Source organism: Paenibacillus hodogayensis, from assembly GCF_039536325.1.
Lineage (GTDB): Bacteria > Bacillota > Bacilli > Paenibacillales > NBRC-103111 > Paenibacillus_AB > Paenibacillus_AB hodogayensis.
On sequence record NZ_BAAAYO010000007.1, the window covers coordinates 100,240 to 115,209 of the forward strand.

The window sequence follows — 14,970 nt, forward strand, 5'->3', positions numbered from 1 at the left end:
TTAAGGAATGTCTGGTACAATGCGTGTGGAGGGATCGTATGCACAACGCCAAAATCTTATTGATCGATGACGAAACATCCATTTTGCAACTGCTTGAAATCGTATTGCGCAAAGAAGGCTTTCATCATATATACAAGGCCGGAACGGCGCAGGAAGCGCTGAAGCTGCTCGGCAGGCATAAAGCGGACATTATTTTGCTGGACGTGATGCTGCCGGATCAATCCGGCTTCGAACTGGGGCCGAAGATTCGCGCAATGTCCGATGCGCATCTGATCTATGTAACGGCACGGACCTCGGACTTGGACGTGTTAACAGGCTTCGCGACAGGCGGCGACGACTATGTGACCAAGCCGTTCAACCCGCTTGAGATTGCGGCCCGAATCAAAGCGAGGCTGCGCCGTGCTTCCGCATCCCCTCTGTCGAGAGAAGAGGATACGCGAAATCGTTACGAATTCGGACAGTTTACGGTAGACGAGTATGCCGGGGAATTGCTCGTTCGGGATAGACCGGTTGCGATTCCCGCATTGGCTTACCAACTGCTGCTTTATATGTGCAAGTATCCCAATAAGGTATTCTCCAAATCGCAGCTGTACGAAGCCGTCTGGGGAATCGACGGCGTCGGCGACGACAACACGGTGATGGTGCATATCCGTAAAATCCGCGAACGCATCGAGCCCGACCCGGGCGAGCCCGTCCATTTGGTCACCGTGCGCGGACTCGGCTACAAGCTGATGAAGGAGAAAGAGGGATGAGCCGGATCCGCAGAAGGATCGCCATGCATTTTACGTTTCAGTTTTTTTTCTTGTGGGTGTTCGTCGCGCTTTGCCTGTTCGCCGGGATGCTGCTGCTGCTTCAATACCTTGTCAATCAGGATTTAAAAAGGACGTTTCCGTACGGGGCGGTGTCCAACATCGCGACGGAAGCGACTGTCGAAGGGGATCGCGTCACCATCCCCCAGCGATGGGTGGACCAGTTGTCGGCAGAACGCTATTGGCTGCAAATCGTCAATGGCGAAGGCCGGGTCATCTATACGTCGAATACGCCCGACCGGGTGAAGGCGTCGTATGGAGCGACCGAACTGCTGCAAATCAGGGAAACCGGCCGTTTTGAATCGTACCGGATTATGACGGAGCTGGATACTTCGGATAAACGGCTTTTGTTTATGCTCGGCGTGGAGGACCCGGGCGCGGATCGGCTGCGCGGCTGGGTTCGCGATTTTGCCCAAGGGGGCTCTATTCGCCAAGATGCGATGCAGGAGCTGGAAAGGCAGCTGGGCAGCTCCGGCGACTACGTCGAAGTGGTCGACTCCGGAGGAAACGTCTTGCAGACAGCGGGTGCCCCGGGACGCAGCGAGCCGTATCGTCCGCTGGAGCTCGTAGCAATGAGCGCCGAACCGGCTTTGCAGACATCCGATATTTCCGTCTATTATGACGGACCGACCGGGAACGCATGGATTCTGCACACCGTGAAGGAAAGCCGCAGCGCGATTCGGCAGCCGATTTTGCACGATGTGATCGTATCTTTGGTTTATATGGGCTTGGGCATGCTGCTGCTGACGCTAGCCTTCGCCATCTGGCACGGGTACCGTTACGGCGAGCCGCTGCTGTTATTTACCGATTGGTTCGCGCGGATGGGCAAGGGACGTTACCATGAAGCGTTAACGGAGAAAGACCGTAAAAAAGTGTTTCGCAAAAACGGCGCGATCCGCTTACGGTATCGTTTGTACAAAGAAGTCATTGCCGGTTTTTACAACATGGCCGCCAAGCTGGAGGCAACGGAGAAGGAGCGCCGCCGTCTGGAGAAAACGAGAGAGGAGTGGATGACCGGCATCTCCCACGACCTGCGGACGCCGCTTGCGACGATACAAGGCTACGGGCATTTGCTGGAGAGCGGCCAGTTCCGGTTCTCGGACACGGAGCTAAAGGAAATGGGGGGAATGATCCGCGGAAAGGGAGATTACATGCTGGAGCTTCTCCACGATTTTTCCTTGACGTTTCAATTGAAGAACAATGCCGACCAGATGCAGCGGGGAACGATCGAGCTGAACGAGCTTGTCCGCCGAACCGTACTGCGGTATGTGAATGACGTAACGATCCGGCATGTGGACTTCGTATTCGAAGAGCATGAGGAGCATTTGTTCATTCAAGCCAATGCCAAGTGGTTCGGGCGCATGCTGGACAATCTGATTACGAATGCGATCAAGCACAACCCGGAAGGGACACGGATCGTCGTAAGCACCGGAAAGGACGCGCAGCAAGCGGTTATCGTGGTGGAGGACAACGGCAGGGGGATGGATGAGGAGACGAAGAGAAATTTGTTCGAACGGTACTACCGCGGCACGAATACGGAAGAAGGAGCCGATGGGGCCGGGCTTGGGATGAGCATAGCCAAGGCGATCGCGGAGGCGCATCAAGGCAGCATCAGGGTGGAGTCCGAGGCGGGCTCGGGTACGAAGATGGTTGTGCGGTTGCCGCTCCGTATATCGGACGGAACGCCGGCGGACATTGGGGGATAGGAGACGGCCCCTCATGGATTACGGAATTGTGCGGGGGAGCCGGGGAAAATCAGCATTTTCGTTTATTCACAAAAGGGAGGTCATCTATTATACTCATTTATATCGATAATGATTATCACTATCACAAATGGGGGAACACGTAATGTTTTTGTCAAGCACTAAATCGTTTACAAATAGAAAGCGACCTTTGCTCGCGTTATCCGGGCTTCTGCTGTCGGCATCGCTGGCGCTGGCCGGCTGCGGCTCGGCCGCCGATTCCAAAGCGGGCGCCCCGGCGTCCGGAGGAACGCCTGCTGCAGCGGGTACGGACAAGCAAGCGGCAGCCGCCCCGCGCACGCTGAAGGACGCGTTGGGCAACCAGGTGCAAATTCCGGCGCAGCCCAAGCGCATTATAGCGCCGTTTCTCGAGGACCCGCTCACCGCGCTCGGCATCAAACCGGTCGCGCAATGGTCGATGCAGGGCAACCCGCAGCAATATTTGCAGAACGAGCTGAAGGGCATCCCTTCGCTGAATATGACCGGAGGCATGAAGCCGGAAGAGACGCTCAGCTACACTCCCGACTTGATTATTTTCCCGGACGCCTCGTATCTCAAGGGCGGCGCATACGAAAATTTCGCCAAAATCGCCCCGACGTTCGTGCTCTCTACCGATACGAAGGACTGGCGCGGGCTGGTCGTGAAGCTGGGCGAGGTGTTGGGCAAGAAGAACGAGGCCGAGCAGGCGCTGCAAAAGCACGATCGGAAGCTGGCCGACGCTAAGGAGAAGCTGCGCTCGACCGTAGGCGAGAAGACGGCGGTGCTGCTGCAGGGCAGCAACGAGAAAAACTTCAAGCTGTTCGGTCCCGAGTTCTACGGCGGCGCCGTGCTGTACCAAGGTCTTGGCTTCAAGCAGCCGAAAGTGCTGAAGGGCGATTACGAAACGTATTCGCTGGAGACGCTGGCGGAGATGCAGGATGTCGACTATATCTTCGTCCTGTCCGGCCCGGGACGCGCCAAGCCGCCGGAAGACAATTCGTTGTGGAAAAACTTGCCTGCCGTCAAGCAAGGTCATGTCTTCGAGGCCGATTCCGGCCATTGGTTCAACCAGAACGTCATCGCCAACGGCTTGATCGTGGAGGACGTGCTCCGCTATGTCGCGAAATGAAGCGGAAGGCAATGACGGTTGCCTGCTCTCCGACCTGTGGTTCAAGCTGCTTTCCATCGAGTCGATTCAGGAAAGCCATCTGAGCTTTCCCCGGACGAGAGATTTCCTCGTCATGGACAGTCCCGTACTGATCGTGGTAGCCGCTCAGGACGGGCGGCTGGTGCTGGACGGCCGCTATTACCCGCTGAAGCCGGGGGCTATATTCGTAGCTCATCCCGGCCAGCTGGTGGAGATCGGACTTTACCCCGGGGACGAGCTGGGGGTGTACGTGCTGCGGTTCCGGACGATGACCGCGCACGGTCAGCCCGTCAATGACCGACTATTCGATGACGAGACCGGCATGTCCATGTTTCCGGCGCAGGGCGAAATCAGCCTTGCGCCGTCTGCCGTTGCGATCGGCTTATGCGAGACGATGCTGTCCCATTGGAACTCCGGCAGCCGGGCAGACCGGTTCCGCAGCGAGGCCGGGTTTCACGAGCTGCTAGCCATGATACTGAAGCACCAGGAGCACAAGACGGCGATCGCGCTGGAGTGCGTCCGGCTGGAGCTGGAGAAGCATTTTCGCGAAGAGATTACGGTCGAGCGTCTGGCCGACACCGCCGGGTTGAGTCGCTACCATTTCATGCGCCTGTTCAAGGATCGTTTCGGCAAAGGAGTCATCGACTACTTGACGGAGCTTCGACTGGCGGAAGCGAAGCGGCTGATGGAGAACGAACCGCATTTGTCTTTTCGACAAATGGCTTACAGGGTTGGCTATAAAAACGAAACGTATTTCAGCAGCACGTTCAAGAAGCAAACCGGCTTCTCGCCGGCGGTCTATATGAAAAACCGCCAGTTGAAGGTCGCCGCTTACAGTTGGGTGAATTTCGGACAATTGCTGGCACTTCAGATCATTCCCTACGCCGCCCCGATGGACCAATATTGGACGGACGAATACCGGCATAAATTCGCCTTTGAAGTCAAAGTATCGCTCAGCCATCAGTATGACTTTAACCGCGAAGCGCTGCATAAGGCGCGTCCGGACTTTATTCTGGGAGTGGACCGGCTGATCGAGGAGGAGGAGCGGGAGCGGTTGAGCCAAATAGCGCCTGCGCTGTTTCTCCCGTCAAACGCCTCCTGGCGCCGGCACCTCCGGTTGACGGCCGAATTTCTGGGAAAGCCCGCTGAAGCCGAGCGTTGGCTGGACCGATATGACGGGAAGCTGGCCGACCTCAAGCGGTTCATTGCGCCCCTTCTGGGGCAGGAGCGAATTTTAATTCTGGGCATTTGCCGCCATAAGCTCCTTGCTTGGGGCCGCAGAGCCGGGACGGTGCTTTACGACGACCTGGAACGGAAGCCGGCGCGGCACGTAGAGGATATTCCATGGGTCAAGGAAATTACCGTGCATCAGCTTGATGCGTTCGAGGCCGACCGGATCGTCATTCATGTCGGGGAGGACGACGCTTCGCAGATGTCCTGGCGACTGCTGGAACGCTCCGAAGGCTGGCGAGAGTTGAGCGCGGTAAGAAGCGGCAGCGTCCATCCAACCAAAGCCTGCAAATGGTTCGATTGCCCGTGGAACGAAAATAACGCCTACCGGCATGAGCAATGGCTCAGCGAGCTGCGGCAGCTTTTCGGAGCAATCTGAGGAATCCGACGGGAGCGGATAAAGCCGTAATAGCTCCGGCTGGCCGCTTGACGGTCATCCTACTGAAGGTGCCGGCTCATCCTAAGGCAAAGTCCACAGCGGCGCTGGCATGAATATAGGTCGTATCGAAAAGCGGCAAAGGGCTGTCCCCTTGCTCAACGAGAAGCGGGATTTCCGTACAGCCGAGAATCACGCCCCCCGCTCCCCGCTCCCGAAGCCGCTCGATAATTTGCGTATATTCTTCTCTGGATGACGGCTTCAGCACTCCGCGGCACAGCTCCTCGAAAATGATCGCATGCACCCGTTCGCGGTCGGCCGCCTCGGGTACGATCGCTTCAATGCCCAGCTTCAACAGCCGCTCCCGGTAGAACGGCTGCTCCATCGTATACTGCGTGCCAAGCAGTCCGACCTTGCGGATCGACTGCTTCTTTACGTTGTCCGCCGTAGCGTCGATAATATGCAGCAGCGGAATACGGATGGCGTCCTGGACGACCCCGGCGACCGAATGCATCGTGTTCGAGCAGATCAGCACCGCCTCACAGCCGCCCGCTTCCAGCTTCGCGGCAGCTTCCGCCAGAAGCCGGGCAGCCTGCTGCCACTGTCCCGTTTCCTGAAGCCGTACGACCTCGGCAAAATCGAAGGAATGCAGCATGCATTTCGCCGAATGCAATCCCCCCAGCCTCGCTTGAATGCCTTGATTAAGATAACGGTAATAATACGCGGTCGATTCCCAGCTTAAGCCGCCGATCAAACCGATCGTTTTCATGGCCGGTCACTCTCCTTTTTTTGATTCCAAGCTTATCATGCTATACTGGTTGGCAGAAGTGCCAGGAACATGCCATTTGCAAAGTACCAGTTCGAGTCTGCGTCAGAAAAGAGGGGATCGCCGATGTTATGGTTTGCCGTGGACCGAAGCGCCGCCGTTCCATTGACGGCGCAAGTGTATGGGCAGATGCGTTCGCGCATTTTGCGGCAGGAGCTGGCGGAAGGCGAACGACTGCCGTCCAGCCGGGAGCTGGCGACCCGTATCGGCGTATCGCGCAATGTCGTGCTGGAGGCGTATGAACGGTTGGCCGCCGAAGGTTTTGTGGAAGGACGCCCGCAATCAGGCACTTACGTCGCTCCCGGTTCTTCGTTCGAGCGGCACAAGGAGACGGAACGGAAGAACGCCTTTTCGGCCGTTGCGGGCACAGGAAGCGGTGTGGAAGACGCGGCCATCGATTTCCGCGCGGCGCATCCGGCCGCCGACTATTTCCCGCGAACCGTATGGGGGCGCTTGGCCAAGGAAGTGTGCCTGGACGCCCCGGAGCGCGTGTTTGGCTATACGAGGGCCGAAGGGGTGCCCGAGCTGCGCAGCGTGCTGGCGCGATATTTGCTGCAAGCGCGCGGCGTCCGTTGTCATCCCGACCAGATCGTCATAACCTCGGGCGCCACGCAGGCGCTGCACCTCATTACGGAGCTGCTGTCGGGCCAAACAAGCGGATGCGTTGCCGTGGAAGACCCGGTGACGGACGAGATGCGGGCCATTTTCACCTACGCGGGCTCGACAGTATTACCGGTACCCGTCGACGACAAGGGAATGATACCCGAGGAGCTGCCCGCAAACGAGAAGCCCGATTTTATTTTCGTCATTCCGTCCCATCAGTTCCCGCTTGGCGGCACGATGCCGATTCAACGGCGCATTCAATTGCTCGAGTACGCCCGGCTTCGGGATTGCTACATCGTCGAGGACGATTACGATAGCGAATTTACGTATGAAGGCACCGCCGTTCACTCGATGCAAGGTTTGGAGCCGGAGCGGGTCGTCTACGTCGGTACGTTCAGCAAAATTTTGTCGCCCGCCCTGCGGATCGGCTACGCCGTGCTGCCCGAGCGGCTTATTCCCGAATACCGCCGGCTCAAATGGTTTGCCGACCGGCACACTTCTGCGCTGGAGCAGCTGATTTTGGCCCGCTTCATGGAGGAGGGTTACTTCGAGCGCCATATCCGGCGCATGAAAAAAATATATCGACAGCGGCGCGAAGCGCTCGTACGCAGCTTGCGGCAGGAGCTGCCGCAGGCGAAAATTTTGGGGCAATCCGCGGGCATGCATCTCGTCGTAGAGCTGCCGGATACGCGGTTCACGAGGGAGCTGCTGGAGGGTATCCGGGCGGAGGGAGTGCAGGTGTACGCCGTGGAGCATTACGCGCTGCGTCCCGGCCGGCACGAGCGCCAGATCGTAATGGGGTACGGCGGATTGACGGCCGAATTGATTCGGGAAGGGGTTGTCCGGCTGCGGAGGGCCATTTCACGCCATCATAATCCATAGAAAGTAAGCACAATTGTCCATGTTAAGGGGCGATAGGATCAGGTATACTTCGTAATTGAAACTGATTCTCATTGTCACTATAAAGGGGCAGAAAAAACCGATGAAACTATTCAGTAAAATGACCGCCATGATCGCTGCCGCCGTGCTGTCCGCGACGCTGTTGAGCGCTTGCGGTGCAAGCTCGCCCGCGAACAATGCCGGCTCCGCTTCGAGTACCGACAGCGGCAAGGCATCGTCCTCGCCCTCAACGCCGTCGAAAGAAGCGGAAACCCGGGTATTCAAAGATTATGCCGGGCATGAGGTGACGATCCCGACTCATCCGAAGCGGATTCTGGTCAATCAGTTTATGGGGCATCTGTTCGCTGTGGGCGTCAAGCCGCTCGGGGCGACCTCGAATCAATTGAGCCAGTTCAAAGATTCGTCTTTCTTGAAGCCGCTCGGGCTGACGGAAGGGGTCGAGGACCTGGGCAACGCGCTATCGCTGGAAAAGGCGCTCAGCATGAATCCCGACTTGATCATTTTGCAAAACAACGCCGCCGAGAGCGCAAAAAATTACGAAGAATATTCCAAAATCGCGCCTACGGTGATTTTGAGCTACGGCTCCAAAACGATGCCCGACCAGTTGAGGGAAATTGCCGATATTGTCGGGGAGAAGGAGAAGGCGGAGCAGTGGATCGCCAAGTACGACGCGAAGGCGGCGCAATACCGGGAGCAATTGGCGAAGCTGATCGGTCCGGACGTGACCTTTACGATCATGGAAATATGGCCGAAGTCGGAAATTATGGTTTTCGGCAACCGGTTCGGCCGGGGGACGTTCAGTCTGTACAATTCGTTGAAGCTGAAGGCCCCTCCCAAGGTGCAGGAGGCAGTCATGGACAAGGAGCCGTCCTATCTGAAAATTTCGCCGGAGGCGCTGCCGGATTACGCAAGCGACTACGTGTTCCTGACCGTATACGACTGGCAGGGCGGGGACAACGCGAAGCTGGAGGAAGAGTTGAAGCGATCCCCCGTATGGCGCAGTCTGCCTGCGGTTACCGGGAACAAAGTGATCCAGGTTAACGTCAAAGACTTTTTGCCCGGCGACCCCATCTCGATCGAGAAGCAGATGGAAGTGCAAGCGCAGCTGCTGACGGAAAAATTCAAAAAATAACCGCATCAAACCAGACGCCAAAACCATCCTTTCGTACGAGAGGATGGTTTTGGCTCTTCATGGATTAAACGATCAGTTCAATTCGTTAAGCAGCACCGCATGCCCTGCTTCCACCAACTCACAAGAACGCATGCTGCGCATCAACATTCGGCATTCGTCATTTCGTTGGTGAAAAACCGCTTGTATTCCTTCGGTCCGAGCTTCACCGCGGATTCGGCCGCATAATGGAATTGCAGGGCCCGCCGACGCTTGGAGGACAAGTTGTAAGGCGTGCCGTGCTTCATGAGCCCATGGAAAAACAGAAGCCCGCCCGGCTGCAGCGGCACGGCCACATCCTTCTCTACCTGGACGTGCGCATCGCAAAGCTGCCAATCGCGGATCGCATAATGCGGGGTCGCCCCGTCGGCATGGGAACCGGGAATGACATGCATGCAGCCGTTGTCCAACGCCGCTTCGTCCAGCGCGATCCATACGCCGACGACGGCTTTATCGAACGCCAGGCCGCCGTATGCCATATCCTGGTGCCACGGCTTCTCTCCGCCGCCCTGCGGAGGCTTGAGCAAAGCCATATCCTGGGCGAGAACGGCGCGTTCGCCGAGCAGCCGCTCGACGGCAGCTATAATGCCCGGATGGTAGGCGACCGCCTTCAGCCGCTCTTCGAAATCGACGAAATCATATACTTTTCGGACCGCAAGCTCCCGCTCCTTCTCCGTCGTCAGCTCGGCCACAGGCTTCGAAAACTGCACCTTCGCCCCTTTATTGTCAATAAACACAATATGATGCAGCCCCTCCAGAGCGGCCTGGACTTCGTCGGAGGTCAGAGCATGTTCCACGGCCAGATAGCCTTCGCGGTGATATTGGGCAAGTTGTTCGTCACCTATGGCGGACAAGCCCGGCAGCTTGACGGCAAGCCGATCATAGCGGTAAAGCTCTCGCGAAATTTCTTCGGGGGTTTTAGCCACTGTCATCGTTAACGCACCTCATCGTTTAATTTATTTTACGTTTTCTAATGTTTATTTTAGATAAACGATCTAGTAAAATAAATGCATTAACCGTCTGAATTATTTGCATTATTCTACATAAGGAGAGGCGTATAGTATGTCGGAGCTGCCGTTTGGCATTCAGCTGGATGCGTCCTATGGAAAGGTTCTGTGCGAACCGAATTGGAAGTGGAACCGCTCGGAGCTTCCTTTCCACGATTACGACTTCTGGTACGTATGGGGAGGAGTCGGCGAAGTGACGTTAAACGGCGTTTCCCGTCAAGTGAGCCGCGGCGCCTGCTATTTGTTCCGCCCGGGCGATGTAACGGTCGCCAGTCACCGGCCGGAAAAGCCGCTATCGGTAACGTATATCCACTTTTCGCTGAAGGCCGATTGCGGACTGGCGGCGCTAATGGGAGAATTGCCGAGCGTTGTCCGATTCGACCGCCACTCGGACACTTCACATGAGCACGATCTCGACCGCTTTATCCATGTGATGGTGACAAAGCAATACGGGTACGAGGAAGAGGCGGCCATTCTGCTCCGACTGCTGCTGCTTTCCTACGACAGGCGTAGCCGTATGGGGCGGGGGACGGAAACGGAGACGAAGCATGCGCTGTACCGGACGATGCTGGAGGCGGCATCGTACGTGCGCCAAAATCCGGGGGGCGGTCATACGATCGAGAAGCTGGCAGAGAAGGCCGGACTGTCGGCGCGTTATTTTGCCTTAAAATTCAAGGAGCTGATGGGGCAGACGATCGAATCGTTTCTGATTGACAAAAAAGTCGAACGCGCGGAATATTTGCTGCAATATCAAGGGATGAGCGTCAGCGAGGTGGCGGAGGCGTTAGGGTACCACAGCATTTACTTTTTCAGCAGGCAATTTAAGCAGAAGACCGGCATGAGCCCGACTGCTTGCAAGCGGAGCGGAGAAACCTGAACAAGCAGCGTAAAGGATGACCAGTACAAGCTGGAAAAAGGAACGTATGTTTGATAAAATGAACAGGAACGTTCGTTCGAGTTGATGAGATGAACTCGACTTGTCCTGAGCTAATCCGATATACATTTATCGCTGAATCCGTTTAAATGGATATACGTACAAAGGGCAGCCAACGAGTTGGAGGAGGAGAAGGATGAGCGCCGGAGCAGCCAAAATTGACCCGCCGAAAATGCCCGACCGTCTGGAAAACAGGAACGATGACGTACGCTCGCTTCGGGCGAAAGACGATTTTAGTCAAGGGTCCGTAAGCGATATCGTTCTGGACAGTCAGCACGCCGAGAAAGTTTCGTTTGAGAAATTCGTGTTTAGGCATACAACCTTTACGGAATGTTCGTTGACGGGGCTCGAGCTGACGGACGTCGTGTTTGAAAAATGCGATTTCTCCAACGTTTCCCTGACCGATTCGTTTCTGCACCGGACGGAATTCATACAGTGCAAGCTGATAGGGACGGACTTTACAAGGAGCCGCTTCCAGAGCGTTCGATTCATGGCATGCATAGGCGATTACGCATCATTCCGGTTTACCCATTTCAAGCGGGCTGCTTTGGAGAACAGTTCATTGATCGGCGCCGACTGGAGTCATTCCACGTTGCAAAAAATGTTTTTTACCGCTTGCCATATCGATCAGGCTGTTTTTACAGGCACCAAGCTGGAAGGGATCGATCTGAGCGACTGTCGATTCGACGGATTGAATGTGGAGATCGAAGACTTGAACGGCTGTATGATTTCAGAGCAGCAGGCCTCTTCGTTCATCGGTCTTTTGGGCTTGATTATTAAATAGGTACATGGAGGTACGCAACGATGGGGCAGTATGTCGATCAACATTTCGAAGCCATTCGATTTAACGGACAAGATCTAAGGGACGGTGATTATCTTCGCTGTACGTTTAAGGGATGCCAATTTACCCATACTTCCATGGAGGAAACCTATACAAACAGCTGCCGGTTCGAACAATGCAATTTTCATGGCGCGATGCTGAATGCTTCCAATCATACGGGTTCAGCTTTTGAAAACTGCAATTTTATGGAAGCTAACCTTTTCGTAGCCAAATTCATCGATTGCAAAATGGTAGGATCCGACTTTTCAAATGCGAAATTGGACGGCATCACGTTAACGAACGGGGATTGGTCCTATACGAACCTCCGGCAAGTAAGATTAAACAAACAAGATTTAAGGAACATCCGTTTTTTCGAAGCGGATCTCTATGAAGCTAATTTGGAAAATTCCGATCTGAGGAATTGCGACTTAACCAGAGCCAATCTGGCCAAAACAACGCTGCGCGGAGCAGACTTGCGCGGAGCGATCATGAGTGGCGTCGATTTTAAGTCGTTTGACGTTAAGGGAGCTCGAATGGATAGCTCTCAGGCCGTTGTCTTTTTGCGTTCTTACGGGGCGAAAGTGGATTAAAGGATAAACGGGATAAAGCCTCCGACTCCAGTGAACTGCACCCCTTCTAATGGACATTGGTAAAACACCCAGGTGTTAATGACCGTTAAAAATGGTAGGAGGTGCTTTTCGCTATGGGTTGGCGCCCGAATTCGGCGACCGCATTTCTGCGAGATGCGGCGGCCAACGCATCTGACAAGAAGCGCTCTCGTTTACTATTATTGCACACGTGTATTATAATCAGGAGGAAGCGAAACAAAGGAGCTGTTCCTCATCGTGAAAGTAACCATTAAAGACATCGCCAGAATGGCCGGTGTCAGTCATCCGACCGTATCCCGGGCGCTGAATGACGATCCCGGCGTCAACGAGGAGACAAGAAGGCGAATCCTGCAAATTGCCGAGGAGCTCGATTATGTGCCGAATTTGGCCGCCAGACGGCTGGCCGAGCGGAAATCGAACTGCATCGGCGTCATTTGGCCGGCGATCGACTCGATGCTTTTTTACAATTTGTTCATTCAAATACGGAATGAAGCTGCGAAAAAGGGATTCAGCGTGCTGCTGTCGCTGGATGATCCGGTTAAAGCGATGCAGACGCTGAATCAACAGTTCGTCGACCATGTCATTTATTGGGCAGGTCCCGACTGGGTGCCTTCGGCTGAGTTTTTGAAGCAGAAGCAGCTGTTCAAAGGAGACATGCTGCTGATGGGCGGAGGAGAAGAAGCGGATACCCATTTGCTGAAAATCGATCGACGGCACGGCGTGAATGAGGCGGTTAAGCATTTGGCCGCGCTGGGGCATACGCAAATCGGTTTTATCGGGGAGACAAGCGACAAGCTGGTCGGTTTTACCGAAGGGCTCGTGGACTGCAAGCTGGAGCTTCGCCGGGAGTATCTCATACCTGTCAACACGCAGCCCGAGACGGAAATTTTTCATAATCGGACGGTATCCGAGCTGCTGGACGATTCAAACCGGCCCACGGCATTTGTGCTGGAAGGCCAAAGCGTATTTTTTCAAATGGCGAAACTGCTGCGTCAGCGCAAAATACGAATTCCCGACGAACTGTCGCTTATCGTTTACGACGACGTGCCGGAGCTGCAAATGTTCGAGGTGCCGCTGACCACGATAGGACCGTCGCTGCAAGCACTGGCGGAGCTGGCGCTTGCGATGCTGACCGGGCATAGCGGGAATGTGAAGGGGCAGGCTCGAGAGTGGCGGAATGAAGAGCTCAAAACTCGGCTTGTCGTGCGTCAGTCGGTTGCACCGCCCATCCTGTAAATGATTTTTATGGGATGGCTTTACTTTTTTTGAACACGTGTGCTATTATTAACTCGTAATAACGGCCTTTATTATTGTACACGTGTTCTAAATCCGAGCTTGGAAGGAGGACTCCATTGTAGAAGATCCGTTGTAGAAGATCACTTGTAGAAAGTGTTTTGAAAGCGATTCCATTTATTTCTTTTCAAAAGCGCTTTTCCAAGAAATCGATGCAGGTTTTAAAGGAGAAAAGGAGAGGTCAAATGGTACAGATGAAACGTTCGATTCTGTCTGTGGGCTTGGTCGCGCTGCTGTTAGCCGGATGCGGGGAAACGGGGAGCGATAGAGGGGGCGGCGTCCCGAACGATACAGATTCCAAGCCGAAAGATCCGATTACGCTGTACATGCTGCAGGATGTGGCGACGATCTCGGACGAGGAATTTGCCAATTTCATCGCTGCGCCGGTGAAAGCCAAGTATCCGCACATTACGGTGGAGCTCGTGCGCAATACGAAAAGCGACGCCGGGCTGAGCGAAATGATCACAGCTGGAAGCTTTCCTGATTTTATGCTTATGACGATGTACCAGATCAAGGTGCATCGGGATTTAGGGACAGCGGAGGACCTTACTCCGTACCTGCAGAAAGCCGGCATAAGACTGGATCGGTTTGATCCCTCCGCCTTGCAAACATCACGCGTTTTTGGAGAGAGCGAGAACTTGTATGCGCTTCCGTTCTCGCTGAATTTCCTGGCGACCTTCTACAATAAGGATCTGTTCGACCGCTTCGGCGTGCCATATCCGAAGGCAGGCATGACCTGGCAAGACATTATTACATTAGGAACGCGGTTTGCCCGCAGCGAAAACGGCGTTCAATACAAGGCGCTGTTTACGAGCTCGATGGGAGAGATCGCGACCCAGCTAACATTGCCTCGTGTTGATCCTGTGACGAACAAGTCGTTGTTTCTGACGGACGGCTGGAAAAAGGTTGCCGAGGTCATTCAAGGGATTCATTCGATTCCCGGCAATAAAGGCGCGACGTTGGATGATTTTTTGAAAACGCAAACACTTCCATTGGTGGCGAGCTATGATGCGAGGTTTGCCGCCCTGGAAAAGCTGCATGGAACTCCGGAACAGTTCAATTGGGACGTGACGCAATTTCCCAGCTTTCCCGAGCGGCCGAATACAAGCTTCCAATCCACCGGTCATTTTTTGGGGATATCTAGGCTAAGCAAGCACAAGGAGGAGGTACTCCAGGTTATCCAACTGCTGACGGATGATAGCATACAGACGAAAATAACGGAGAATGGACGGTTTACTGCCCTCAGCTCCGAGGCGATTAAGAACAAGTACGGGGCGAACATGAAGTCGATGAAGGGAAAAAATATTGAAGCCGTGTTCAAAAGTGCATTTGCGCCGCCGTACCAGCCGACCACCTACGATGGACTTACAAATGTTCCGCTGAACAATGCAGCGAAAAGTATTATGGACGGTACGCTGGACATCAACACTGCGCTGCGTCAAGCGGAAGAGGCATCTAATCGTGCAATCGAAGCGGAGATTCAAATGAAAAAAAATAAGTGAAGCGGGTGGCAACTGGAATGAGTATA

General features: G+C 54.8%; 13 protein-coding genes. 11 read left to right on the forward strand and 2 right to left on the reverse strand.

Annotated elements, in window-relative coordinates:
- Positions 1-38 precede the first annotated feature (38 nt).
- The 4 genes from ABD796_RS15530 (at position 39) to ABD796_RS15545 (ending at position 5,286) form a co-directional block, all read left to right on the forward strand.
- Positions 39-752, forward strand: coding sequence for a response regulator transcription factor (locus ABD796_RS15530; protein WP_344909061.1), 714 nt, complete (start codon positions 39-41; stop codon positions 750-752).
- Entirely contained in the window at positions 749-2,515 is a 1,767-nt protein-coding gene (locus ABD796_RS15535) for a sensor histidine kinase (RefSeq protein ID WP_344909062.1), read from the forward strand. Before ABD796_RS15530 ends, ABD796_RS15535 begins: the two co-directional genes overlap by 4 nt.
- 187 nt (positions 2,516-2,702) lie before the next feature.
- Positions 2,703-3,659 (forward strand): ABC transporter substrate-binding protein, encoded by a 957-nt coding sequence (locus ABD796_RS15540; protein ID WP_344909063.1) that lies wholly within the window; start codon positions 2,703-2,705, stop codon positions 3,657-3,659.
- Positions 3,646-5,286 carry an AraC family transcriptional regulator gene (locus ABD796_RS15545; protein ID WP_344909064.1) on the forward strand — a complete coding sequence of 547 codons (1,641 nt, stop codon included), beginning with the start codon at positions 3,646-3,648 and terminating at the stop codon, positions 5,284-5,286. The genes ABD796_RS15540 and ABD796_RS15545 overlap by 14 nt, the downstream gene beginning before the upstream one ends.
- Positions 5,287-5,362: 76 nt before the next feature.
- Here the strand turns inward: ABD796_RS15545 and ABD796_RS15550 are convergent, their stop codons facing one another.
- The gene (locus ABD796_RS15550) at positions 5,363-6,052 is read right to left on the reverse strand and encodes an aspartate/glutamate racemase family protein (protein ID WP_344909065.1); all 690 of its coding nucleotides are present in this window, start codon (positions 6,050-6,052) and stop codon (positions 5,363-5,365) included.
- A 123-nt stretch (positions 6,053-6,175) separates the two neighbouring features.
- On the opposite strand from ABD796_RS15550, the gene pdxR reads away from it, so the two are divergent.
- Both pdxR and ABD796_RS15560 read left to right on the forward strand, forming a co-directional pair.
- The gene (gene pdxR / locus ABD796_RS15555) at positions 6,176-7,594 is read left to right on the forward strand and encodes a MocR-like pyridoxine biosynthesis transcription factor PdxR (protein WP_344909066.1); all 1,419 of its coding nucleotides are present in this window, start codon (positions 6,176-6,178) and stop codon (positions 7,592-7,594) included.
- Positions 7,595-7,694: 100 nt separating this feature from the next.
- Complete coding sequence (locus ABD796_RS15560) at positions 7,695-8,744, forward strand: ABC transporter substrate-binding protein (protein WP_344909067.1); 1,050 nt, start codon at positions 7,695-7,697, stop codon at positions 8,742-8,744.
- Positions 8,745-8,884: 140 nt separating this feature from the next.
- On the opposite strand, the gene ABD796_RS15565 is transcribed toward ABD796_RS15560, so the two are convergent.
- Positions 8,885-9,712: a phytanoyl-CoA dioxygenase family protein gene (locus ABD796_RS15565; RefSeq protein ID WP_344909068.1), complete on the reverse strand. Its 828-nt coding sequence runs from the start codon at positions 9,710-9,712 to the stop codon at positions 8,885-8,887.
- A 130-nt stretch (positions 9,713-9,842) separates the two neighbouring features.
- On the opposite strand from ABD796_RS15565, the gene ABD796_RS15570 reads away from it, so the two are divergent.
- The 5 genes from ABD796_RS15570 (at position 9,843) to ABD796_RS15590 (ending at position 14,944) form a co-directional block, all read left to right on the forward strand.
- Positions 9,843-10,664, forward strand: coding sequence for an AraC family transcriptional regulator (locus tag ABD796_RS15570; RefSeq protein WP_344909069.1), 822 nt, complete (start codon positions 9,843-9,845; stop codon positions 10,662-10,664).
- A gap of 193 nt (positions 10,665-10,857) precedes the next feature.
- Positions 10,858-11,505 carry a pentapeptide repeat-containing protein gene (locus tag ABD796_RS15575; protein ID WP_344909070.1) on the forward strand — a complete coding sequence of 216 codons (648 nt, stop codon included), beginning with the start codon at positions 10,858-10,860 and terminating at the stop codon, positions 11,503-11,505.
- A gap of 20 nt (positions 11,506-11,525) precedes the next feature.
- Positions 11,526-12,131 carry a pentapeptide repeat-containing protein gene (locus ABD796_RS15580; RefSeq protein WP_344909071.1) on the forward strand — a complete coding sequence of 202 codons (606 nt, stop codon included), beginning with the start codon at positions 11,526-11,528 and terminating at the stop codon, positions 12,129-12,131.
- A 255-nt stretch (positions 12,132-12,386) separates the two neighbouring features.
- Positions 12,387-13,385, forward strand: a complete 999-nt coding sequence (locus ABD796_RS15585; RefSeq protein ID WP_344909072.1) for a LacI family DNA-binding transcriptional regulator — start codon at positions 12,387-12,389, stop codon at positions 13,383-13,385.
- A gap of 242 nt (positions 13,386-13,627) precedes the next feature.
- Positions 13,628-14,944, forward strand: a complete 1,317-nt coding sequence (locus tag ABD796_RS15590; RefSeq protein ID WP_344909073.1) for an ABC transporter substrate-binding protein — start codon at positions 13,628-13,630, stop codon at positions 14,942-14,944.
- The last annotated feature ends 26 nt before the right edge of the window (positions 14,945-14,970 follow it).